The sequence below is a fragment of the Ruegeria sp. AP12 genome, from assembly GCF_056540025.1.
This window is the reverse complement of the sequence record NZ_JBQFVZ010000004.1, coordinates 163474-186557: the sequence shown is the minus strand read 5'-3', so window position 1 is coordinate 186557 and position 23084 is coordinate 163474. Positions and strand designations below refer to the sequence as shown.

The window sequence follows — 23084 nt, the reverse complement described above, 5'->3', positions numbered from 1 at the left end:
GGTTTTGTTCCTGCCGGCAAGGGCCGTTGTGGAGCCAAAATGCGTGTCAGTGTCGGGATCGCCGTATCTATACTTGTTGCCCTGTCGATCGGTGTATCGACCTTTGTCGTGCATTCCCTGTGGTGGACCACGGCACGGGAAAACAGCCGGATGCTGGCGGCGGAGATCAATGGCCAGATCGCCAATACCGTAAAGACCGAACTGGGCCTGACCCTCAGATCGGCCGAGGCGGCCTGGGCCGCGGTGCGAACCATCTTTATCCAGAACGTCATCCAGACCCGTCAGGCCGACAAGCGCGAGTTTGTGTTTCTGTCGCAGCTACAGGCGCAGCCCAATATCTCGTGGATCACCTTCGGCTGGCCTGACGGCAATTTCTTTGCTGCCCATCGCCTGGGCGACAGCGGGCTGGAGATGATCGAGATCGACGAGAATATCCGCGACCGGCAACTGCGCAAGGATCGCTACATCTTCATCCCCGGCGATATCCAGTTCGAGGAACGCAGCTTTACCGAAACCGGATACGACCCACGCGCGCATGCCTGGTACCGTAATTTCATAACCCGCGACACGCCCGACTGGATCGAGGTCCGGGACCTGCCGGACAGCGACAAGACCGTCTATGCCTTCGCCGGTCCAATTGACGTGCGCCGTCAGCGGCAGGGTGTTTTGGCGGTGGCCATCGACACTGACCGGTTGTCGCGCTTTCTGGGTTCCTTACGCCCGGGCGAGTTCGGCGCGGCCTTTATCCTGAACGCCGATGGCAAGGTGATCGCCATTCCCGATCCCAAAGCCGACGAGGTCACGCCAGCCCGGATGGGCGAGGGGGAGCTGTATGAGGTTGCCAAGATCTCGGGCGAACGGCTGATGGCGGATGCGGAAAACAAGACGCCCGGCCCGGTGACCAAGCGGATCGTCTATGATGATGTGCCTTATGCGGTGGCGCTGACGCCGCTTGGGTTTTACGGCTGGCGGGTTGCTACGGTGATCCCGGAATCGGCTTTCCTGTCGGGGATCGACCGGACGCTGGTCAATCTCGTCTATATCCTGCTTGGGGTCGTGGTTGTGGCCATCGGTCTGGCGATCTGGTTCGTGCGCCACGTGGTGGCGAACCCGCTGTCCCGCGTGGCCGAGGACCTGAGCCGGATCGAACGCTTCGACGTCGAACAGGTCTCGCGCCGCCCCTCGCGCCTGACCGAGTTGGAGAACCTGTCGGCCGCAACGGCCAGCATGGCGGTGGGTCTGTCGGCTTTCCGCAAATATGTGCCGACCGATCTGGTGCGGATGCTGGTGGCCGAAGGCATCAAGACCCAACCCGGGGGCGAGACGAAACAGATTTCGGTTCTGTTTTGTGACGTCTCGGGCTTTACGGGTCTGACCGAAAAGCACGGCCCCAAGATCGTGGAACTGATGGAGCCGTTTTTCAGCGCGGCCTCCTCCACCATCGAACGGCATGACGGGACTATCGACAAGTTCATCGGCGACGCGGTGATGGCCTTTTGGGGCGCGCCCCGGGCGAACCCGGATCACGCCGAACATGCCTGCCGCGCCGCGCTTGAACTGATCGATGTGGTGGAAAAATCGGGCCTTCAACGCGAAAACGACAATGCGCTGCGGGTGCGGATCGGGCTGAACAGCGGCGAGGCCTTGGTCGGCAATATCGGGTCCGAGCAGCGGTTGAATTACACCGCGATTGGTGACGTTGTGAATGTGGCCAGCCGCCTGGAAGGGGCCAACAAGGGTTACGGAAGCTCGATCATCATCGGTCCCGAAACCCGGCGCGAGGCGGGCGAGTCCATCGTCGTGCGCGAATTGGACACGGTCGAGATCATGGGCCGGTCGAAGGAACTGGTGGTGTTTGAACTGATCGCCATGGCAGACAGTTTCACCGGGCCCCGCGACTGGATCGACGCGTATGAGACCGGCCTGTCCCATTACCGCGCCGAACGTTTTGCCGAGGCTATCGCCGCCTTCAAAAAGGCCGACAGTTTGCGCGGGGGTGATCCGGCGTCGGTTATCATGATGAAACGCGCCTCCGCCCTGCAGGCTGATCCTGTGCAGACGGCCTAAGTTACTGAGCTGCGGTTGTTATGAAGAAATAGACCCATTCACCTTTGAAATCCGCGTTCTCGGCACGGGCGTCCGCCACACGTTGCTTGAGGAAATCCAGATACGGACCGGCGGGTTCGGCAAGGGGCCGTTCCCCTTCATACAAAGGCACGGATGAGGCGAAGGCCACCGCGATTTCCTGCCCGTAAGGCGGGCCGATGGTAATGAACAGGCCGGGATCGCCCTGTTTGTCGGCTCCGATCTTCAGCGCCGCTTTGGCAGGCGTTCGCGTCAATGGGGCTGAACTGTTGGGGCTGAGGTGAATCACCTGACCGGCAGCGTCGAAATAGTCGACATAGACATAGGCGTCATAGTCAGCCCCGGTCAGGTCCAGCACCAGTTGCTGGCCTTGGGTGTATTTGAATTCGCGCGCATGCACGTCCTCACCCACCAGAAGCGAGTTGGTGATCTGGTCCGTCGATTGCGGCAGGCCGACTGATGCGATCCCGGATAGCGCGCCGCATTGGGGGCGCGGCAGGATCAGCAGATTGTCGGCGACCCGGATGTTTTCACCCATCCGGGCCTGCAAGGCGTTTAGAACCGGCGCGCGCAGGCCGTCCTCGGGGATATGGCCTATCAGCTCCAGCGTGTTGGTCTCGGGTTGGAACTGAACCTGCAACCGGGCGCAAGGTACCTGAGACAGCAGCCCGTCGATCCCGTCGCGCAGATCCTGCGCGCTTTTGCCCACATCCTCGGGCCTTGTGAAACTTTGGAACGCGGCGAGGCTGACCGGATCGACCGGGCCATCGCCCGTGGCCGAAAACACGTCGGTGGCCTTGGCTGTTTCCGTTTCGGGGACCGTCTGGGTCAATGCCACGGGCTGCGCCTCGACCGCTGTCGCGCTTTCCGCTTCGGGGGCCGCTAGGGCCACCGCCTGGGTCGGTGCAATCCCTGCCTCAACCGCGTTCAGCGGCAGGCTGGCGGCAATCAGGGGCGCGGCTGCGACCTCGGCGGTCTCAAGCGGCAGGGGGGCATCCTGAACCGGGGTCAGGGCCTCGGCGCGCGCGGTCTGATCCTCGGCACGCAGTTCAACGGATGGGGCCGCGATGGCCGTGGCCGAGGATTGCGGGATCGCGCCTTGTTGCAGTTGCGCGCCTGATGCGTCTGCGTTCTCGGCAGTGGTGGCCTCGGGTTGCGCCTCAACGGCGGCGCTTTGGGTCACCTGATGCGCTGACAGTTGCATCCGGGTTTCGGGCACGGGCTGTTCGGTGACAGGGTCGGGATCGACCGAGTGCAGCAGAACCACGCCAGCCACGGCATGCAGCGCCACTGAACATAGCAGGGCCGCGCCCCATATCAGCGGCGCGCGCCTCATCGGATCGGCCCCGGCGGGGTGACGACCAGAACCACATCGCGTGCGCCTGAGGCTTCGAATTCCGCGATCAGCGGCAGAACTTCGCGCAAGGCGGCGTCCTGATGGGCGTTGATGCGGATCAGCAGGCCGGGGTTCTCGTTCAAGGCCGCCTGAACCTGTTGCAGGGCCTCCGCGCTGGTCACTTCGGCTCCGTCCAGCGCGAAGGTTCCATCCATACTGACCGACAGGGTCAGACCGCCCGCAGGCATATCCGCACCGGTTTGCGCGACGGGGGGTGAGACGTCGAACGGGGCGGTTGCATCCATCCGGCCGATCAGCATGAAGAAGACCAGCAGAAAGAACACTACGTCGATCAGGGCAATGATTGTCTCGGGGCGATTGCGGGGCGCGGGGCGCGTGATCCTCATGGCCGCGCCTCCAGCCGGACAACACGCAGATTGGCGACACCCACCTGCGTGACCACATCCATCACCGAGACCAGCGATTGCAGCCGGGCGCTGCCGGTGGGCAGGATGATCACCTGCGTCGCCGCGTTCTGGGTCAGGCGGTCGCGCAACAGCAGTGTCAGCGCCTCAGGCTCCAACGCCTTGCCCTGAAAATGCGGTGCGCCATCCGCACCGATGCGGATCAGCAGAACGCCCGAGGCATCCGGGCCGCTTGTCGCCGAGGCGGGCGCGGGGCGGTCGGATTGCGCCAGCGCCGGGATCATGTCGAGGTTCAGATAGGTCGAGGTCACCATGAAGAAGACCAGCAGAATCAGCATCACGTCGATCATCGGCACCAGTGAGATCACTGGCCGTGATGGTGTGCGTCTGCTCAGGCTGATCTCGCGCGACATCGATGGCCCCTTAATGCGCGCCGCGTTCTTCAAGCACCATCAGGCGACCCACCGCGTTTTCGATGGATTGCGCCCCGGCCTCGGCCCGGCCTGACAGCAGGGATGCCCCGATGGCGGCAGGGATGGCCACCAGCAGCCCGGCGGCGGTGGTCAGCAACGCCTGCCAGATCCCGCCCGCCAGGACCGAGGCATTGGCCGAACCCTGCGCCAGTTCCAGTTCCTGAAACGACTGGATCATGCCAGTCACCGTACCCAGCAGGCCCAGCAGGGGTGAGATCATGGCGATCAGCTCAAGCACCCGTATCCATGTGTTCATTGCCGTGAATTCAAGATTGCCGCGCCGGGTCAGTTCGGCGGTCAGGGCCGGGCCCTTGAAGCCGTCGATCAGCGCCTGCATCGCGTAGGCGCAAACCCGGTCTGCCGGGGATTTGCCGGATGCCACAGCGGCCTGAGCCCCCTGTCGGTCTCCACTCGACCATTGCACAAGGGCCGCATCGCGCGCCGCCGCGCCGGATCGGACCGGGGCAAGTTGGATGACCTTGAACGCGATCACGGTCAGCGACAGCAATGACAATGCGCCAAGAACGATCAGGATCGGGCCGCCGGTGCCCAGATTTTCAAACCCCAACATGGCTTATTGCGCCAGGCTGGCTGAGGTCTTGCTGTCCAGCGCCAGCAGCGGGAAGCAATCGATGGGTTCGGCATTCTGCGGCGTGCAGGCAGGCAGGTCGTGCAGCAGAACCTCGGAGATATTGGCGCAGTCGATCTCGGGGATCTCGAACAGTTTCAGAACCGTGCGCTGGACGGGCAGGGGGGCCGCGTCGATGGACAGCAGCCGGTCGATCACGCCATTGCCGTCCAGAATGGCCAGCGACATCTCAAACTCTTCGAAACTGTTGCCGGTCTGGTTGCGGAACAGGAAAAAGGCGCGGCAACCGCCGGTTTCACCGGGTTCGAACTTGTTCAGCTCGATCGACAGTTTGCCCTCATCCGCGTGCGCGATCACGGGCGACAGCGCCAGCAGGAAGGCGGCGAAAATCCCTGGTCTCATGTTTGGTTCCCTGTTCTTGTGTGCGACGGCATTGATTTTGAGCCCTGTGGTGACGTCAGGACCCTGTCCGATCATTGCAGCAACAGGGCCAGACCGGGAAGATAAAACTGCGCGGTTCGTGAAAGCTTGAACCGGGCGGCGTTTTGAACACGCCCCGTAGCGCAAGGGCGAATATGTATGTTAAGTTCGACATAACCGGGCCAATGCGGCGGATTAACCACACAGAATGCAGATAAATAGCAAAGTGTTTGCCAGTCTTTAACTCCTGTGAACAAATTCATACACACGGGACCACACGCTGCGCTAAGCGGTGCAAGAGAACAAGAATCGACGAAAAAGTCAGATGCGAACGGGGAAAAAATGGATCTAACGTCTTATCTGGAACCCAGGGGGGATGATGCCCCGAGTGGCGAGAATCTGGAATACGATCCTGCGTTCACAGATCTGGAGATTGCCGCGCAGCCCGGCGAAGAACGTCAGATGGGCGACGAGGTTGTCGCGGCGGAAGAACAGGACTGGGGCGATGTCGAGGACAAATCGCTGGCGGTCATGGACAAAAGCCACGACCTGCGCGCCGCAGTCTATCTGGCCGAGGCGGTGCTGCACACCAAGGGTCTGCCCGCCTTTGCGACCTCGGTCGGGTATGTGAAATCGCTGCTGGAAGATTTCTGGGACAGCTGCCACCCTGAACTGGACGAAGATGACGGCGATGCCACGATGCGGATCAATGCGGTGCGCGGGCTGGCCTCGACCGATCGCATCGTGCGGGCGCTGCGCCGCACCGGCCTGACCGAAAGCCGGATGTTTGGCCACATGACCCTGCGCCATCTTGAGGTGGCCGAAGGCAAGATCAACATGCCGCCGGACATGGACGACATTCCCGATGCCACCAGCGTCGCGGCGGCGTTCAAGGATACCAATGATGAAGTTCTGGCGGCCAATGCCGATGCGGTTGCGGGCGCGCTGGACGATGTGGCCGCAATCGATGCGGTCTTTTCCGATAAGACACCCGGCGAAGGCCCCGATCTTGAACCGCTGACCGATGTCCTGAAACACATCAAACAGGCGCTGGCGCGCTATGCCGATGTGGGTGAGGTGGACGAGGATGATGCCGGCGACACCGACGCGGGCGCTGCCCCGGCGGCGGCGCGGGCTGCTGCACCGGGGCCGTCGGGGGGCGGTGCGATCAACTCGCCCGATGATGTCACGATGATGCTGGATCGCATCATGGACTATTATGCACGCTGCGAGCCGTCCAGCCCGCTGCCGGTCCTGCTGGAACGTGCAAAGCGCCTTGTTAATGCCGATTTTCTGACGATTATCGAAGACATGGCGAAGGAAGGTCTGGATGAGGTCCGCCAGATTGGTGGTCTCAAGCAGGACGACGACGATTATTAATCCGGTCCGGCTGCGCCGGTACAGCGGATTGCAAGTAAAAACTGATGGATGAATCGAGGAGCATCAGATGGCTGACAGTTCACAGAAATTTATAGCCCGGAACAGGGCTCCGAGGGTTCAGATCGAATATGATGTTGAACTGTACGGGGCCGAGAAGAAGGTACAGCTGCCTTTTGTCATGGGCGTCATGAGCGATCTGGCGGGCAAGTCCGAGGTCGAACAACCCGCCGTGGCCGACCGCAAGTTTCTGGAGATCGATGTCGACAATTTCGACGACCGGATGAAGTCGATGGCCCCGCGCGCGGCCTTTACCGTGCCGAACACCCTGACGGGTGAGGGCAATCTGGCCGTGGATATCACATTTGAATCGATGGATGATTTCAGCCCGGCGGCCATCGCCGCCAAGGTCGAACCGCTGAAAGAGCTGCTGGATGCGCGCACGCAGTTGTCCAACCTGATGACGTATATGGATGGTAAGACCGGGGCCGAGGATCTGATTTCCAGGATCATGCAGGACCCGAGCCTGCTGAAGACACTGGCAGCCCAGCCCAAACCGGGCGGCGACGCCGCCGAGGAGGAGTAAAAGATGGCCGAAGAAGAAGCCAAGGTAGAAGCCGCCGAAGGCGCGACAGCATTTGGATCCTCGGAATTCGAGGCGCTGCTGACCAAAGAGTTCCGCCCCAAATCGGATCAGGCGAAAACCGCTGTTGAAAGCGCGGTCAAGACGCTGGCCGAACAGGCGCTGGCCAATACCGGCCTGATCTCGGACGACGCGCTGCGCTCGATCGAAGGGATCATCGCCGAGATTGACAAGAAGCTGACCGAGCAGGTGAACCTGATCCTGCACCATGCCGATTTCCAGCAGATGGAAAGCGCGTGGCGTGGTTTGCATTATCTGGTGAACAACACCGAAACCGACGAGATGCTGAAAATCCGCGTGATGAACATCTCGAAAAAGGACATGCACAAGACCCTGCGCAAGTTCAAAGGGACCGCGTGGGATCAGTCGCCGATCTTCAAGAAGCTCTACGAAGAGGAATTCGGCCAGTTCGGTGGCGAGCCTTACGGCACTTTGGTCGCGGATTACCATTTCGACCACAGCCCACAGGATATCGAGCTGCTGGGCGAGATGTCCAAGATCGCAGCTGCGGCCCACGCGCCGCTGATCACCGGCGCCAAGCCCAGCCTGTTCCAGATGGACAGCTGGTCGGAACTGGCCAACCCGCGCGATCTGACCAAGATCTTCCAGACCCCGGAATATGCCGCATGGCGGTCGTTGCGTGACAGTGAAGATGCCAAATATGTCGGTCTGGCGATGCCACGCTTCCTGGGTCGTCTGCCCTATGGTTCGAAAACCGAACCGGTTGAAGAGTTCGCGTTCGAGGAAGACACCACCGGTGCCAACAGCGAAAGCTATAGCTGGGTGAACGCAGCCTATGGCATGGCGGTGAACATCAACCGTTCGTTCAAGGAATACGGCTGGTGTTCGCGCATTCGCGGAGTGGAAAGTGGCGGTACGGTCGAAGGCCTGCCCGCGCATACTTTCCCGACCGACGATGGCGGCGTGGACATGAAGTGCCCGACCGAGATCGCGATCTCGGACCGGCGCGAGGCGGAACTGGCCAAAAACGGCATGATGCCTCTGATCCACCGCAAGAACAGCGATTCGGCGACCTTCATCGGCGCGCAGTCGCTGCACAAACCGGCCGAATATGACGATCCGGACGCAACCGCGAACGCCAACCTGGCCGCGCGCCTGCCTTACCTGTTCGCAACCTGCCGATTCGCGCATTACCTGAAATGCATGGTGCGCGACAAAGTGGGTTCGTTCAAAAGCCGTCAGGACATGGAAACCTGGCTGCAGGACTGGATCAACCAGTATGTGGACTTCAACGCAGATGTCTCGGCCGAAGCGGAAAAAGCCCGCAAGCCGCTGGCCTCGGCCGAGGTCGTCGTAGAGGACGTGGAAGGCAACCCCGGATATTACACATCCAAGTTCTTCCTGCGTCCGCACTATCAACTTGAAGGTCTGTCGGTTTCGCTACGTCTCGTATCGAAACTTCCGTCAGAAAAAGGCGCATAAAAGTAAAAAAACCTGGCGGGATGTGAATTGTTTCACTGCCGCCGGGCCGACATTTCCGTAGACCGGAACCATAAACCTTAGAGGAAGGCAAAATGGAAAACGTATTCGTAAAAATCGACGGAATCCCCGGTGAAGCACGTGAGAAAGGTCACAAGGACTGGATCGCCTGTAAGACGCTGGCATGGGAAGTTGCCCGCACCTTGGACATGGCCGACCTGGGCACCACCCAGCGTGGCTATGCCAACGCCAACTTCGGCAAAGTCACCATGACAACCGAGCTGAGCAAGGCATCCCCCAAGCTGATGCTGTATGTTGCATCGGGCAAAGCGACCAAAGAGATGACTGTTCATCTGTGCCGGTCGGGCGATGACGACAAGAAAGGCATGGAGCCCTATCTGATCTTCACCCTGCGCCACGCAATCATCGACAGCTACTCGGTCGATGGCGGCGAGGATTCGATCCCGTCGGAAAACTGGACCATCGCTTATCGTGGTATCCAGATTCAGTACAAAGAAGCTGATTTCAACACCGGCAAACTGGGCGCCCCGACCGAGTTCCTGTGGAACCTGGAAACCGGCGACGTCAGCTAAGCCCTGCAAGACCATGGGTCCCGGCGGCGTGGGCTGCCGGGGCCTTTACGCATTTTTACCATCCTGACAGCGCGAGGGTTACATGACGCCGGAAGAGCATCTTAAATCAGGCGATCTGGCGGCCACGCTGGCCACTCTGCAAGACAAGATCCGCGCCAATCCCGCAGATGCCAAGCTGCGGATTTTTCTGTTTCAGCTGCTCTGTGTCATGGGCGACTGGAAACGCGCGATCACCCAGCTGAAGCTGAGCGCCGAGATGGATGAAGCGGCCACGATGATGGCCAAAACCTATCGCGAGGCGATCATCTGCGAGGTCTATCGCGAAAAGGTGTTTGCGGGGGAAAAGACCCCGATGATTTTTGGCGAGCCGCAGGAATGGCTGGCCCATCTGATCGAAGCACAGAAGCTGACGGCGGGCGGTCATTTCGATCAGGCCGCCGAGATGCGCGGGCGCGCCTTCGACGCCGCCCCGGCAACCTCGGGCACTGTGAACGGTGAGGCGTTCGAGTGGATTGCCGATGCGGATATGCGTCTGGGACCGGTGCTGGAAGTGATCGTGAATGGCCGTTACTTCTGGCTGCCCTTTGCACAGATCGTCCGCTTGGACATCGATCCCCCCAGTGATTTGCGCGACGCGGTCTGGACAGCCTGTACGCTGACCGTCGCCAGCGGCGGCGAGGTCGCGGCACTGATCCCGACGCGCTATGCCGGCACCACCGAACAGGGCGACGATGCGGCGCGTCTGGCGCGGGCGACAAGCTGGGCTGATGCCGGTGCGGATACTTTTGTCGGCCTTGGACAGCGATTGTTGGCGACAGATAAATCTGACGTCGCATTGTTGGATATTCGCGAACTGGTACTGGACGTCGCCGTGGAGGTCGAGGAAGCGGCAGGAGATGGCTGAAAAGACACTTGCCGAACGATTGCAGCCTTCGCTTCTGGATCGGCTGACCGATAACGCTCCGGATCAGAAGAAAGAAGGGCGCGATGCACGTGTCATCGATGTTGGCCGTCTGCGAGAGATCATCCAGCGCGATTTGTCCATGTTGCTTAATACCACCGATCAGTCCGATCTGATCGATGAAGATGTTTATCCCTACGCGTCGAAATCCGTGCTGAATTACGGCATTCGTGAAACCTCGGGCGCGTTTTCGACCCTGAGGCAGGCGCAGCGCATCCAGAAATCCATTGCGGATTCGATTGAGGTGTTCGAACCCCGGATCGTGAAAGGTTCGGTCGCGGTTGATTTGCGGTCGGAAAACCGCTCGGGCGAGATGCATGTCGAATTCGATATCCGCGCCGTGATGTGGGCGCAGCCGATGCCGCTGGAACTCTATCTGCGCAGCCGGGTCGATGTGACCACCGGCGAAGTCGCGATTGAGCGGAGTTAGACGCCATGGATACGCGACTGCTGAAACATTACGAAACCGAACTAGCCTTTCTGCGGGAAATGGGGGCCGAGTTTGCCAGTGCCTATCCCAAGATCGCCTCGCGGCTGGGGATGGAGGGGATCGAAGTTGTCGATCCCTATGTGGAACGTTTGCTGGAAGGCAGCGCCTTTCTGGCCGCGCGGGTGCAGTTGGAGCTGGAGATGCAGTTCCCGACTTTCACCTCGAACCTGCTCGAGATTGTTTACCCGCATTATCTGGCCCCGACGCCGTCGATGATGATCGCGCAGCTGGAGCCGGATGTGGGCAATGCCGCGCTGAAAGAGGGGTATCCGATTGCCCGGGGGTCCACCCTGCGCGCGCGTTTGGCCGAGGGGGAACAGACGGCCTGTGAGTTTTCGACCGCATCGGACCTGACACTCTGGCCCATCGAGATTTCCGAGGCGGAATATATCGACGGTCGCGGAGAGCTGGTGGCCGCCGGTGTAGCCCGCGACACCGACGCCCGCGCGGGCATCCGGTTGCGGCTGAACCGCACCGATGGCGAACCGATGGCTGAGCTTGAGATGGACAGCCTTGTGCTGCATCTCGACACGCAAAGCGGCAAACCCTGGGCGCTGCACGAATTGCTTGCCACCCAATGCGTTGGTCTGACCGGGCGTTCCACCGACCGCCGCGCCGACTGGACGACGCGCCTGACCGACGCGGATGTGGTGCCCAAAGGGTTCGAACCGGACGAGGCGCTGTTGCCGACCCCGCGCCAGTCTTTCGACGGCTACCGCCTTTTGCAGGAATATTTCGCCATGCCCGAGCGGTTCCTGTTTGTGGAACTGACGGGGCTGAAACCCGCGCTGCAGCAATCGGCGGGGACGGATGTCGATATCTACATTCTTCTGAAAGACGGCATGCGCGACGTGGCCCCGGCGGTCACACCTGCGGCGTTTTCGCTGAATGCGGTGCCCGCCGTGAACCTGTTTCACCGCCGCTGCGACCGGGTTCATATCACCCAGATGGACACCCAGCACCACGTTGTGCCGAACCGGACGGCGGGGTTGGATTACGAGATTTTCTCGATCGAGCGTGTGACCGGCATCCAGTCTGAAGAGGAAGGAGATATTCCTTTCCGCCCCTTCTACAGCGACACCGATCTGACGGCGGCGGGCGACAATCACTCGGCCTATTACACCGTCAAACGGCGGATGCGGCAGCGCAATGAAAAAGAGCGTCTGCGCGGGGTGCGAACCTCGTATCTGGGGTCCGAGGTCTACCTGACGCTGGTGGATCGGGCGCAGGCCCCCTATCCCGGATCGCTGGATCAGTTGGCCGTTGAAGCCTTATGTTCGAACCGTGACCTGCCCATGCTGCTGGCGGCGGGCGGCGACGATGTGTTCCACCTGCCTGATGGCGGGCCGGTAAAATCGGTACGCACCCCGGTCACGCCAACGCGCCCTCATGCAACGTTGGCGCAAGGCGATGCCGCGTGGAAGCTGATCAGCCACCTGAGCCTCAATTACCTGTCCATCGCGGGCGACGGCAAGGAAGGCGGGGCAGGGGCGTTGCGCGAACTTCTGGGTATTTACGCCCCTCTGGGCAACCGCGTAACGGAAAAGCAGCTGGAAGGCGTGGTCTCGGTCACCAGCCGCCCCATCGTGCGCCGCATGAGCGACGAGGTGCTCAGCACCGCCGTGCGGGGTCTGGAAATCACGCTGGGCTTTGACGAAAGCTTTTACGAAGGCACCAGCGTCTACGTGCTGGGCGCGGTGCTGGAGAGGTTCTTCCGCAAATACACCACGATCAACAGTTTCACGGAAACCGTTCTGAAAACCGAACGACGAGGAGAGATTGCCAGATGGCGACCGGCAGCCGGACTGGGCAGGATCATCTGAGCCTGCTTGCCGCGCTTGCGGCCGACCCTGAAAGACATCACGTCTTTCAGGCGTTGCGGGTGATCGAGGCGCATTATGCAGATGCGCCGCGTCTGGGGGAATCGCGCCGCCCGCGCGAGGATCGCGTGCGTTTGGGGCAGGATGTCTCGCTGGCCTTTCCGCCCACCACGCTGACGCGGTTTGAACCGGCGACGGACGCGGCTCCGGGCAAGCTGAACAACCTGTTCTTCGGCTTCTTCGGCCCGCAAGGTCCGATGCCGCTGCACCTGACGGAATTTGCGCGCGACCGGCAGCGCAACCACCGCGACCCGACCTTTGTCGCCTTTGCCGATATGCTGACCCACCGGATGATGAGCTTGCTCTATCGTGCGTGGGCGGCGGCGGAACCGGCACCCAGTTTTGACCGGGGTGATGACCCGTTCGAACAGCGCGTGGCGGCCTTGGCCGGGTTCAAGGGTGCGGATTTCAGCGACCGCGATGCCATGCCCGACATGCTGCGCCGCTTTTTTGCGGGGCATCTGGGATCGGGCACCAAGACGGTCGAGGGTCTGATCGCGATCATCTCCGACTATTTCGGGGTCGAGGCGCATGTGCAGCAGTTCATCGGCTCGTGGCTGGAACTGGAACCGGATGACACATGGCAATTGGGTGGGCCTGCGCGGCTGGGGCAATCGACCAGCATTGGCAACCGGGTCTGGTCGCGCTCGGCCAAGTTCCGCATTCGCATCGGGCCTTTGTCGCTTGAGGATTACAAACGTCTTCTGCCCGGCGGCGTGTCGCAGGAACGGCTGGAATCGATCCTGCGCACCTATGCTGGCGACACGCTGGATTGGGAGGTCAATCTGGTGCTGGCCGGTGACGAGGTGCCGCGCGCATCTTTGGGCGGAACGACGCAGTTGGGCCATACCAGCTGGATCCGCACCCGTGATGACCCTGACAAGAACCGCCCGGATGCGGATGATCTGATCCTGTATCCCGGTTACGTAACACAAGAATTCGAGGCCGAAGAACTGGCCCACAGCGAGAGGTATTGAAGATGACGGAAATCAGCCGTGTGTCGCTATTCGGCAAGCTGAACAAGCTGGGCTATCAGGCCATCGAAGGGGCCACCGTGTTCTGCAAGATGCGGGGCAATCCGTATGTCGAGATCCAGCATTGGCTGCATCAGATCCTGAACGGTCAGGACAGCGACATTCACCGCATCATTCGGCATTATGATCTGGACCCGGGCAAGATCGCCTCGGAATTGACCCGCAGCCTGGACATGCTGCCGCGTGGGGCGTCCTCGATCTCGGACCTCAGCGATCATTTGATGGACGCGATGGAGCGGGGCTGGGTCTGGGGCTCGCTGCTGTATTCCGACAGCAAGGTGCGCACGGGCTATCTGATTTTGGGGATGCTCAAGACGCCCGCGCTGCGCAACATTCTGGCCAGCATGTCGCCGGAACTGGCCAAGATCGGGGCCGATGATCTGGCCGACAGCTTTGGTGAGGCCACCGATGGCTCGCCCGAGGATACTCTGAGCGCGCAAGATGGCTCGAACGTGGGTGGCGGTGCTGAACCCGGCGAGGCCAGCGGCGCTATGGCCCCCGGCGCGATGGGCAAGGGTGAGGCGCTGGAGCAGTTCTGCACCGACCTGACGGAACAGGCCCGCAATGGGGAGATTGATCCCATCGTGGGTCGTGACGAGGAAATCCGCCAGATCGTCGATGTGCTGATGCGCCGTCGCCAGAACAACCCGATCCTGACCGGCGAGGCGGGTGTTGGTAAAACGGCTGTGGTCGAAGGTTTCGCGCTGCGGATCGCGCGGGGCGACGTGCCGCCCGCGCTGAAAGATGTGCGCCTGTTGGTGCTGGATGTGGGCCTGCTGCAGGCCGGGGCGTCCATGAAGGGCGAGTTCGAAAACCGCCTGCGTCAAGTGATTGATGAGGTTCAGGCCAGCCCGACGCCGATTGTCATGTTCGTAGATGAAACCCATACGCTGGTAGGAGCAGGCGGTGCCGCCGGAACCGGCGATGCGGCCAACCTGCTGAAACCCGCCTTGGCGCGCGGCACACTGCGCACCATCGGCGCGACCACATGGGCCGAGTACAAAAAATACATCGAGAAAGACCCGGCCCTGACTCGGCGTTTTCAGGTGGTGCATGTCGAGGAACCCGATATTCCGAAGGCGGTACTGATGATGCGCGGCATCGCCTCGATGCTGGAAAAACACCACCGGGTGCAGGTGCTGGACGAGGGGATCGAAGCGGCAGTGACGCTGTCTGCACGCTATATCCCGGCGCGTCAATTGCCGGATAAATCGGTCAGCTTGCTGGATACGGCTTGCGCGCGGGTCGCGGTGTCTCAGCACGCGGTTCCGGCCGAGGTCGATGACAGCCAACGGCGGATTGAGGCCTTAACCACCGAATTGGAGATCATCGAACGGGACGAGACCGCAGGCTATGACGTCGCCGACCGGCGCGAGGCCGTGAATGCCGCGAAGGAGGCGGAAGAGGCGCGGCTGGCCGAACTCAACGGTCGTTGGGAGGCTGAAAAGAAGGTGGTCGAAGAAATCCTCGACCTGCGGGCCAAGCTGCGCGCAGGCGGGCAAGAGGTCGAAGGCACCGGCACCGCCGAAGGCGAAGCCGCGACCGAGGAAGCGCCAGACGCTCAGCCCATCGACCGTGAGGCTTTGCTGGCGGAACTCAAAGCCAAGAATGCCGAACTGGAAGAGGTGCAGGGCGACAGCCCGCTGATTCTGCCCATCGTCGATCATCAGGCGGTGGCCAGTGTGGTCGGTGACTGGACCGGTATCCCGGTTGGCCGCATGGTCAAGGACGAGATCGAGACCATTCTAAATCTGGAAACCCGTCTGGCGCAGCGCGTGATCGGTCAGGACCACGCGATGAAGATGATCGCCAAGCGGGTTCAGACCAGCCGCGCGGGGCTCGATAACCCGAACAAACCCATCGGGGTGTTCATGTTGGCGGGCACCAGCGGCGTTGGCAAAACCGAGACCGCGCTGGCTCTGGCCGAGGTTCTCTATGGCGGCGAACAGAACGTCATCACCATCAATATGTCCGAATACCAAGAGGCGCATACCGTCAGCAGCCTGAAAGGGGCCCCTCCGGGCTATGTCGGCTATGGCGAGGGCGGCGTGCTGACCGAAGCGGTACGGCGTAAACCCTATTCGGTCGTGCTGCTGGATGAGGTCGAAAAGGCCCACCCGGACGTGCACGAGATCTTTTTCCAGGTCTTCGACAAGGGCGTCATGGAGGATGGCGAAGGCCGCGTGATCGACTTCAAGAACACGCTGATCCTGCTGACCTCGAATGTCGGCACCGAGATGATCATGGATATGTGCGCCGACCCGGACCTGATGCCCGACCCAGAAGGCATGGCCAAGGCGCTGCGCGATCCGTTGCTGAAGGTGTTCCCGCCGGCGCTGTTGGGGCGTTTGGTGACAATTCCCTATTATCCGCTCAGCCCCGAAATGCTGGGCGAGATCACCAAGCTGCAGCTGGGCCGAATCAAGAAGCGGGTCGAATCCGCGCATGGCGTGCCGTTCGAATACACCGACGCCGTGGTGGACGAGATCGTCAACCGCTGTCAGGAGCTGGATAGCGGTGGTCGTATGATCGATGCGATCGTAACCAATACAATGCTGCCGGATATTTCGGCTGAATTCCTAAAAAGAATGATGGAGGGCGAAGAAGTTGCCAAAGTCGTGATCGATGTCACAGACGGCGACTTCACTTATGGGTTTGACTGAGCGGGACCTGAATACAAGGGCAACTGGAACTAGAAAATCCCGATAGCGGAGGAACGCTGAAATGGCCAAGAAAGAAGTTACATCCCACAAATTCTATGTCGTCGATCTGATCCGGTCGAAACCCAAACTGGAATATATCGAAATCCCCAGCTACCGCGTTGACGTCAAATTCGACGTCACCGCCAAGGGTCCGGTCCCGTCGACCACGCTGAAGCGTCTTGAAGCGACCGGCATGAAAGAGCTGGAACGCTACGAGAAGGTCATCACGCAAGAGGCGGTCAAGCTCGACAAGAAAGTCGGCGAGCTGATGAAAACGCCGGGTCCGAAAGCTCAGGCCGAAGCCGAGAAGATGATCCAGGCGACCAACCAGATGATCTTGAACGCGCTGAGGTCTGCGGAAGGGGCGGCCAATGTTGCGATCGAAAAGCAGATCAAGGTTGAGGCCAACAAAGACAAGCTGCTGAAAGAGGCGCGGGTCAAGACCACGCTGAAAGTGACCGCAGGTGTGATCAAGATCGGCACTGCAATCACCCGGCTGGTGGCGACCTCGGGCGCTGATGTCATGGCCTACAAGACCATCGTCAAGCAGGTGTATGATCTGGGCAAAGAGGTTCAGCAGCAATTGAAGGGCGAAGAAGCGTTGCGCAAGGATCTGTACAGCGCGATCCAGAAATATATCACGCTGCGCGGCACTTCGATCATGCAGGCGGCGGAACGGCAGGGGATCACCGACACGTCGGGGATTTCGGTCAAAAAGCCGATGGAAGCGATCAAGAAGTTCACCGCCAAGGCTGTTGCCATGGGCGACGAGGTGACCAAGGGCCGCGATCCGAAGGCCATCGCAAAGGACATCATGGATTTTGCGATCAAGGGCTATCAGTCCTACCAGAAGGATTCGGACAAAAAGCGCAAGCTGTACCGAGAGCACACCACCAAGACCCGTCAAAAGGTGGATTCGCTGGGCAAGGCCGCTGACAAGCTGATGAAGGCCGCGAAATCCCAGAAAACGCTGAAGGAAGGCATCAAGCTGGGCGCCGAATGTATGGCCGTCAAGCGTGAGGCCAGCGCCATGGCCGCCAAGCTGGAAGAACGTCAGAAGTTCCTGGCCGAAATGGAAGCGCTGATGGAAGGCAACGGTCTGAAGGTGGATGACACCGCCATCATCGACAAGTTGAAGAAGCTGGACAAAATGACCGTCCTGAAAGAGGCCAAAGAGATGGTGACCTCGGTCAAGGGTGTCATTACTCTGGTTGAAGGCATTAGCGACGTCGTCGGCTAAGACAAAAACACGCGCCGGGTGCAGGATGCTGCGCCCGGTGCCTATGTGACAGGAGGGCGTGTTGGAGACCGGTATCGAGAAGAGCGAAACGCTCCGCGACACCGCGCGCGAATTTGTCGAGCGCAAGGCCGTGACCAACACCATTCTGGGCGTGATCATCTTCAACGCGATCACGCTGGGCCTGTCCACGTCCGCGTCAATCCAATCCAGCATCGGCGACGTTCTTGTGGTGATCGACAAGATCGTGCTGGGCGTTTTCGTGGCCGAGCTGCTGGTCAAGTTTTACGCCTATCGTCTGAGTTTCTTCAAAAACGCATGGAATATCTTCGACCTGGTGGTCGTGACCCTGGGCCTGTTGCCCAACCGCGATGGTCTGTCCGCCCTGCGGGGGCTGCGCGTTATCCGGGCGATGCGCCTGTTGTCGGTCATCCCTCAGATGCGCGCCGTGGTTCAGGCATTGCTGGACGCGCTGCCCGGCATGGGGGCGGTGATCATCATGATCTCGATCGTGTTCTACGTCTTCGCGGTCATGGCGACGCTGATGTATGGGCCCGACTTCCCGGAATGGTTCGGAACACTTGGCCGCTCGCTCTATTCCCTGTTCCAGATCATGACGCTGGAAAGCTGGTCGATGGGCATCGTGCGCCCGGTGATGGAGACGCACCCGACCGCCTGGATCTTCTTTGTGCCCTTTATCGTCATCACAGCGTTTTCGGTACTGAACCTGTTCATCGGTCTGCTGGTCAACACCATGCAATCGGCGGTGGAGGACGAGTCGGTCGAAGAATTCTCACATCTGCGCGAACTGGTGCGCAGCGAGACGGATATCGTCGATGAGCGCGTTAAGGAACTGCTGGAAGAGGTCCGGGCCCTGCGCCGTGAAGTGGCCGACTTAAAAGGGCAGAACAATGGCTGACAGTTCCCAGAAATTCATCGCGCGCAACCGCGCGCCGCGCGTTCAGATTGAATATGATGTCGAGCTTTACGGGGCCGAGAAAAAGGTTCAGCTACCCTTTGTCATGGGCGTGATGAGCGACCTGTCCGGCAAATCCACCGTGGAAACGCCGTCGGTGTCGGACCGCAAGTTCCTTGAGATCGATGTCGATAATTTCGACGACCGCATGAAGGCCATGGCCCCGCGGGTCGAATTTGCCGTGCCCAACACGCTGACCGGCGAGGGCAATCTGGCCGTTGATCTGACCTTTGAAAAGATGGCCGATTTCACCCCGGCCCAGATCGCCTCAAAGATCGAGCCGCTGCGCAAGCTGCTTGAGGCGCGGACCCAATTGTCCACGCTGATGGCCTATATGGACGGCAAAACCGGGGCTGAGGCCTTGATCGAAAAGATCCTGGCCGACCCGGCGCTATTGGGCGCGCTGGCCAACAGCCCGGTGCCCGAGCAGGACAGTCAGGCCACACTGGATGCCCTGCGCGACGCGGCCCCCGAAGACGCGCCCGAAGATACGTCTGTCGAGGATGCGCTGGCCTCGCTGCCCGAGACGGAAACTGCTGAGGAACAGGATCAGTCCGATGACATCCTGTCAGGACTGGCAGCAGCGGCTCCGGACGGTGCGCCCGAGGATACATCGGTCGCGGACGCCCTGTCTTCGATCCCCGAGGTTGAGGTGTCAGAAGAATCTGACGGCTCGGCGGATGTTCTGGCCAATTTGGCTGAGGCCGCCCCGGCGGACTCCCCCGAGGATACATCGGTCGCAGATGCCTTGTCCTCGATCCCCGAGGTTGAGGCGTCGGAAGAGGCGGACGATTCGGCAGACGTTCTAGCCGATTTGGCTGAGGCCGCTCCGACGGGCACGCCTGAGGATACCTCGGTCGCGGACGCCCTGTCCTCGATCCCCGAGGTTGAGATTTCGGAAGAGGCGGACGGTTCGGCAGATGTTCTGGCCGATTTGGCCGAGGCCGCTCCGACGGACACGCCCGAGGATACCTCGGTCGCGGATGCCCTGTCCTCAATCCCCGAGGTTGAGATTTCGGAGGAGGAGGACGGTTCGGCGGATGTTCTTGCTGACCTCGCCGATGCCGCACCCGCTGAGCAGGCCGCTGACACGGCGACGGATGACGCCCTGTCGTCCCTGCCCGAGATTGACCTGCCCGAGGATGAGGACTCATCCGGCGATGTTCTGGCCGGTCTGGCCGACGCAGCCCCCGAGGATACTCCCGAAGATCAATCCGTGGACGACGCCCTTTCATCCTTGCCTGAATTGGAGGCGGCAGAGGAAGACGACCAAAGCGACGATATTCTGTCAGAACTGGCGGATGCGGCCCCGGAAGAGGCCGACGCCGGTGCCGAGCTTGAAGACGCGCTGTCCTCGATCCCTGATGCGCCGGAAACGATCGAGGAAGACAACTCGGGTATTCTGTCCGACCTGGCGGATGCCGCGCCTGAGGAAACGGAAGACGACACCGATCTGGATGATTTGCTGGGCGATCTGGCCGACGCCGCGCCTGAAGACGAAGAGGATACGTCAGCCGACGATATCCTTGCGACCGTTCCGGAGGTTGAAGCTGCCGAGGTAGAGGACGGTTCGGACGACATTCTGGGTGAACTTGCGGATGCAGCGCCAGAGGAGGTGGCCGAAGACGACACCGATCTGGATGATCTGTTGGGCGATCTGGCCGACGCTGCTCCTGAGGACGAGGAAGGTACATCTGCGGACGACGTCCTTGCGGCAATGCCTGAGGCGGACGCCGAAGATGAGCTGGATGAGTTGGATGACATATTGGGAGATCTCTCCGACGCCGTGCCACAAGAGGATGCCGACGAGGGTGATACGCTCGACGATGTGTTGGGCGATCTGACCAGCGACACCGAGAGCGAAGAAGAGACTGAGAGTGATGAGGGTGATCTGGACCTCGATCTGGACGACTTGCTGAGTGACCATGCACCGTCCGGTGATGACGCCGATACGGCGGAGGATGATGCGGACGACCTGGATCTCGATCTGGATGACTTGCTGAGCGGCGATGCACAGTCCGATGATGATGCCGATACGGCGGAGGATAATGCCGACGACCTGGACCTCGATCTGGACGACTTGCTGAGTGACGATGCTCCGCCCGATGATGACGCCTATACGGCGGAGGATGATGCCGACGACCTGGATCTCGATCTGGACGACTTGCTGAGTGACGATGCTCCGTCGGGTGATGACGTCGACACGGCGGAGGATGATGCGAACGATCTGGACCTCGATCTGGACGACCTGCTGAGTGATGACGCATCGTCCGATGATGATGCCGATACGGTGGAGGATGATGCCGACGACCTGGATCTCGATCTGGACGACCTGCTGAGTGATGACGCATCGTCCGATGATGACGCCGACACGGCCGAGGATGACGCGGACGATCTGGATCTGGACCTCGACGATTTGTTCGATGACGATACGCCGTCCGAGGATGATAAAGACACGACCGAGGGTGATGCGGACGACTTGGACCTCGATCTGGATGATTTGTTCAATGATGACACGCCGGCTGGGGATGACTCCGAAACGGCTGATGATCTGGATCTGGACCTCGACGATCTGCTGAGCGGCGATGATGCGGAAAGCGGGGAGTCGGATGAGGCCGCGCCCGACACGGAAGGAGCCGAGCAATCAGGCGAACCGCAGCTTGCCTTTGGGCGGATGAGCGCGGATCGGCCGGACCCGGAACGTCTCAGGCGTACGCGGTTCCGGATTGCCATATTCGGCGATTTCTCGGGCCGTTCGGCGCGGGGGCAGATCGAAACCGGGGACGCCTTGGCCGCGCGCAAGCCGATCCTGCTGGACCCCGATACGGTCGAGGATGTGATCGAAAGCTTTGCCACAACGCTGGTGCTGCCGATTGGCAAGGACGGGGCCGGGATCGAGGTCAAGCTGAACGAGCTGGACGACCTGCACCCCGATGAGCTTTATGAAAAGGTCGAGTTGTTCGACGGGCTGTCGGGCCTGAAAAGCCAGTTAAGTTCCGGCGCGACGGCAGATCATGCTGCCAAGCAGTTGATTGCCTGGGGTGAGGAATTCGGTCAGGCGGTGGTGCCGCCGCGCAAGACTTCGGGCGGCAATACGGTGCGCGCCGACCTGAAACTCAGCGATTTTCAGAAGCTGATCGGCGATACCTCGGGCGAATTGGCGCAAGCCTCGCCGGTGGATGATCTGCTGAAACGGGTGGTTGGCCCGCATATCCGCAAGCTGCCCAGCCCGGACGTGAGCGCCATGCAGACGGCGGTGGATGAAGCGCTGAGTGCGGCGATGCGGATGGTGCTGCATCACCCGGAATTCCAGTCGGTCGAGGCGCAATGGCGCAGCCTCGATCTGATTGCCCGCAGTGTCGAGGATGACGATACGCTGGATGTGATCCTGTATGATGTCTCCGCCGAGGAAATCGCTGCCGATCTGGCCGCCGAAGAAGATCTGGCCAAGACCGGTCTGGTGCGCTTGCTGACCGAAGAACCGCTGGACGAAGAAAACGGGCGCGGCGGATATTCGGCGATGATCGGGCTTTATACGTTCGAGGAAACGCCGCCCCATGCCGAGCTGCTGGGCCGGATCGGTCGGGTCGCGGCCCATGTGGATGCACCCTTCCTCAGCGCCATTACCCCGGCGTATCTGGACATCAAGAAAGAGGACCGGCACCCGCTAGTGGTCAAAGCCTGGGATACATTCCGCGCTATGCCCGAGGCGGGGCATGTGGGTCTGGCCTCACCCCGGTTCCTGCTGCGCCGACCCTATGGCGCCAAGTCGGAACCGATCTACGAGTTCGATTTCGAGGAATTCACCGAGACCGAGGGCCTGCGCGGCATGCTCTGGGCCAACCCGGCGGTTCTGGTGACGATCCTGCTGGCGCGGTCCTTCAAACAGAATGGCAAGGCGATGAAACTGGGCTCGGTCATGAGCCTTGGGGGCATGCCCTATCACTATGTCAATGACCGCTATGGCGATCAGGTGGCGCTGCCCTGCACGGAACGCAATATCACGCTGGACAAACACGAACATTCGGTCCAGCGCGGCTATATGCCGGTGCTGTCGGTCAAGGGTCGCGATGAGATCCGGCTGGGTTCGTTCAACTCGGTGGCGGGGCAGGAAATCCTGGGGCCGTGGACCGGTGTGCCGGTGCCGGAACCCTCGCCCGATGTGCCGCCCGAGCCCGAGGCAGAAGAAACGCCGGATGCGGATGATTTCGATCTGGATCTGGGTGGCGACGACTCGGATGATCTGGATCTGGGCGGCGATGATGCGCTGGATCTTGGGACCGACGATTTTGATCTGGATCTGGGCGATGGTGAGTCCAGCGATTTGGACGATTTCCTGTCCGGATTTGGCGATGACGACGACGATGAAGATGACGACGAAGAAATGGACCCGGAACTGGCTGCCTTGCTGGCTGATCTGTGA

18 protein-coding genes and 1 pseudogene are annotated in these 23084 nt (G+C 60.8%); 14 read left to right on the top strand and 5 right to left on the bottom strand.

Annotation, left to right across the window (positions count from 1 at the left end; translation table 11 throughout):
• The first annotated feature begins 39 nt into the window (after positions 1–39).
• Entirely contained in the window at positions 40–2067 is a 2028-nt protein-coding gene (locus ACR0E6_RS13495; protein ID WP_480584243.1) for an adenylate/guanylate cyclase domain-containing protein, read from the top strand.
• 1 nt (position 2068) lies between these two features.
• On the opposite strand, the gene ACR0E6_RS13490 is transcribed toward ACR0E6_RS13495, so the two are convergent.
• The 5 genes from ACR0E6_RS13490 to ACR0E6_RS13470 are packed head-to-tail and all read right to left on the bottom strand — an operon-like array spanning position 2069 to position 5310.
• Positions 2069–3421 carry a DUF4384 domain-containing protein gene (locus tag ACR0E6_RS13490; RefSeq protein WP_480584241.1) on the bottom strand — a complete coding sequence of 451 codons (1353 nt, stop codon included), beginning with the start codon at positions 3419–3421 and terminating at the stop codon, positions 2069–2071.
• Positions 3418–3828 carry an ExbD/TolR family protein gene (locus ACR0E6_RS13485; RefSeq protein ID WP_480584239.1) on the bottom strand — a complete coding sequence of 137 codons (411 nt, stop codon included), beginning with the start codon at positions 3826–3828 and terminating at the stop codon, positions 3418–3420. The genes ACR0E6_RS13490 and ACR0E6_RS13485 overlap by 4 nt, the downstream gene beginning before the upstream one ends.
• Positions 3825–4259, bottom strand: coding sequence for an ExbD/TolR family protein (locus ACR0E6_RS13480; protein WP_480584237.1), 435 nt, complete (start codon positions 4257–4259; stop codon positions 3825–3827). Before ACR0E6_RS13480 ends, ACR0E6_RS13485 begins: the two co-directional genes overlap by 4 nt.
• A gap of 10 nt (positions 4260–4269) precedes the next feature.
• Positions 4270–4890: a MotA/TolQ/ExbB proton channel family protein gene (locus ACR0E6_RS13475; RefSeq protein WP_480584235.1), complete on the bottom strand. Its 621-nt coding sequence runs from the start codon at positions 4888–4890 to the stop codon at positions 4270–4272.
• 3 nt (positions 4891–4893) lie between these two features.
• Entirely contained in the window at positions 4894–5310 is a 417-nt protein-coding gene (locus tag ACR0E6_RS13470) for a hypothetical protein (protein ID WP_170622519.1), read from the bottom strand.
• Between the two features lie 360 nt (positions 5311–5670).
• Between ACR0E6_RS13470 and tssA the strand changes: the two genes are divergently transcribed.
• From tssA to ACR0E6_RS13405, 13 genes and pseudogenes are all read left to right on the top strand, one after another.
• Entirely contained in the window at positions 5671–6708 is a 1038-nt protein-coding gene (gene tssA, locus ACR0E6_RS13465; RefSeq protein ID WP_480584233.1) for a type VI secretion system protein TssA, read from the top strand.
• 67 nt (positions 6709–6775) lie between these two features.
• Positions 6776–7291, top strand: coding sequence for a type VI secretion system contractile sheath small subunit (tssB, locus tag ACR0E6_RS13460; RefSeq protein WP_480584231.1), 516 nt, complete (start codon positions 6776–6778; stop codon positions 7289–7291).
• Positions 7292–7294: 3 nt separating this feature from the next.
• A complete protein-coding gene (tssC, locus tag ACR0E6_RS13455) occupies positions 7295–8791 on the top strand; it encodes a type VI secretion system contractile sheath large subunit (protein WP_170622521.1) in 1497 nt (498 codons plus the stop codon).
• Between the two features lie 92 nt (positions 8792–8883).
• Positions 8884–9381 carry an Hcp family type VI secretion system effector gene (locus tag ACR0E6_RS13450; protein ID WP_170630637.1) on the top strand — a complete coding sequence of 166 codons (498 nt, stop codon included), beginning with the start codon at positions 8884–8886 and terminating at the stop codon, positions 9379–9381.
• A gap of 82 nt (positions 9382–9463) precedes the next feature.
• Positions 9464–10285, top strand: coding sequence for a type VI secretion system accessory protein TagJ (locus ACR0E6_RS13445; RefSeq protein WP_480584228.1), 822 nt, complete (start codon positions 9464–9466; stop codon positions 10283–10285).
• The gene (tssE, locus tag ACR0E6_RS13440; RefSeq protein ID WP_170630634.1) at positions 10278–10772 is read left to right on the top strand and encodes a type VI secretion system baseplate subunit TssE; all 495 of its coding nucleotides are present in this window, start codon (positions 10278–10280) and stop codon (positions 10770–10772) included. The genes ACR0E6_RS13445 and tssE overlap by 8 nt, the downstream gene beginning before the upstream one ends.
• 5 nt (positions 10773–10777) lie before the next feature.
• Positions 10778–12655 carry a type VI secretion system baseplate subunit TssF gene (gene tssF, locus ACR0E6_RS13435; RefSeq protein ID WP_480584226.1) on the top strand — a complete coding sequence of 626 codons (1878 nt, stop codon included), beginning with the start codon at positions 10778–10780 and terminating at the stop codon, positions 12653–12655.
• On the top strand, positions 12619–13689 hold the full coding sequence (gene tssG, locus ACR0E6_RS13430) for a type VI secretion system baseplate subunit TssG (RefSeq protein WP_480584224.1): 1071 nt from the start codon (positions 12619–12621) through the stop codon (positions 13687–13689). The genes tssF and tssG overlap by 37 nt, the downstream gene beginning before the upstream one ends.
• 2 nt (positions 13690–13691) lie before the next feature.
• The gene (tssH, locus tag ACR0E6_RS13425; RefSeq protein ID WP_480584222.1) at positions 13692–16409 is read left to right on the top strand and encodes a type VI secretion system ATPase TssH; all 2718 of its coding nucleotides are present in this window, start codon (positions 13692–13694) and stop codon (positions 16407–16409) included.
• Between the two features lie 61 nt (positions 16410–16470).
• Positions 16471–17688, top strand: coding sequence for a hypothetical protein (locus ACR0E6_RS13420; RefSeq protein WP_170622528.1), 1218 nt, complete (start codon positions 16471–16473; stop codon positions 17686–17688).
• A gap of 58 nt (positions 17689–17746) precedes the next feature.
• A complete protein-coding gene (locus ACR0E6_RS13415) occupies positions 17747–18604 on the top strand; it encodes an ion transporter (RefSeq protein ID WP_170622529.1) in 858 nt (285 codons plus the stop codon).
• A pseudogene (tssB, locus tag ACR0E6_RS13410) lies at positions 18597–19097 on the top strand (type VI secretion system contractile sheath small subunit); the annotation flags it as partial. The gene ACR0E6_RS13415 and the pseudogene tssB (ACR0E6_RS13410), both read left to right, overlap by 8 nt.
• 1281 nt (positions 19098–20378) lie before the next feature.
• Positions 20379–23084, top strand: a complete 2706-nt coding sequence (locus ACR0E6_RS13405; protein ID WP_480584492.1) for a type VI secretion system contractile sheath domain-containing protein — start codon at positions 20379–20381, stop codon at positions 23082–23084.

Excerpts from the sequence above, each read along its gene's own strand:
- tssH (WP_480584222.1), top strand. The coding sequence starts at position 13,692 with ATGACGGAAATCAGCCGTGTGTCGCTATTCGGCAAGCTGAACAAGCTG.
- ACR0E6_RS13495 (WP_480584243.1), top strand. The coding sequence starts at position 40 with ATGCGTGTCAGTGTCGGGATCGCCGTATCTATACTTGTTGCCCTGTCG.
- ACR0E6_RS13485 (WP_480584239.1), bottom strand. The coding sequence starts at position 3,828 with ATGAGGATCACGCGCCCCGCGCCCCGCAATCGCCCCGAGACAATCATT.
- ACR0E6_RS13405 (WP_480584492.1), top strand. The coding sequence starts at position 20,379 with ATGCCTGAGGCGGACGCCGAAGATGAGCTGGATGAGTTGGATGACATA.
- tssA (WP_480584233.1), top strand. The coding sequence starts at position 5,671 with ATGGATCTAACGTCTTATCTGGAACCCAGGGGGGATGATGCCCCGAGT.
- ACR0E6_RS13490 (WP_480584241.1), bottom strand. The coding sequence starts at position 3,421 with ATGAGGCGCGCGCCGCTGATATGGGGCGCGGCCCTGCTATGTTCAGTG.
- ACR0E6_RS13420 (WP_170622528.1), top strand. The coding sequence starts at position 16,471 with ATGGCCAAGAAAGAAGTTACATCCCACAAATTCTATGTCGTCGATCTG.
- ACR0E6_RS13445 (WP_480584228.1), top strand. The coding sequence starts at position 9,464 with ATGACGCCGGAAGAGCATCTTAAATCAGGCGATCTGGCGGCCACGCTG.
- ACR0E6_RS13450 (WP_170630637.1), top strand. The coding sequence starts at position 8,884 with ATGGAAAACGTATTCGTAAAAATCGACGGAATCCCCGGTGAAGCACGT.
- tssB (WP_480584231.1), top strand. The coding sequence starts at position 6,776 with ATGGCTGACAGTTCACAGAAATTTATAGCCCGGAACAGGGCTCCGAGG.
- tssE (WP_170630634.1), top strand. The coding sequence starts at position 10,278 with ATGGCTGAAAAGACACTTGCCGAACGATTGCAGCCTTCGCTTCTGGAT.
- tssG (WP_480584224.1), top strand. The coding sequence starts at position 12,619 with ATGGCGACCGGCAGCCGGACTGGGCAGGATCATCTGAGCCTGCTTGCC.
- ACR0E6_RS13475 (WP_480584235.1), bottom strand. The coding sequence starts at position 4,890 with ATGTTGGGGTTTGAAAATCTGGGCACCGGCGGCCCGATCCTGATCGTT.
- tssC (WP_170622521.1), top strand. The coding sequence starts at position 7,295 with ATGGCCGAAGAAGAAGCCAAGGTAGAAGCCGCCGAAGGCGCGACAGCA.
- ACR0E6_RS13480 (WP_480584237.1), bottom strand. The coding sequence starts at position 4,259 with ATGTCGCGCGAGATCAGCCTGAGCAGACGCACACCATCACGGCCAGTG.
- ACR0E6_RS13470 (WP_170622519.1), bottom strand. The coding sequence starts at position 5,310 with ATGAGACCAGGGATTTTCGCCGCCTTCCTGCTGGCGCTGTCGCCCGTG.
- tssF (WP_480584226.1), top strand. The coding sequence starts at position 10,778 with ATGGATACGCGACTGCTGAAACATTACGAAACCGAACTAGCCTTTCTG.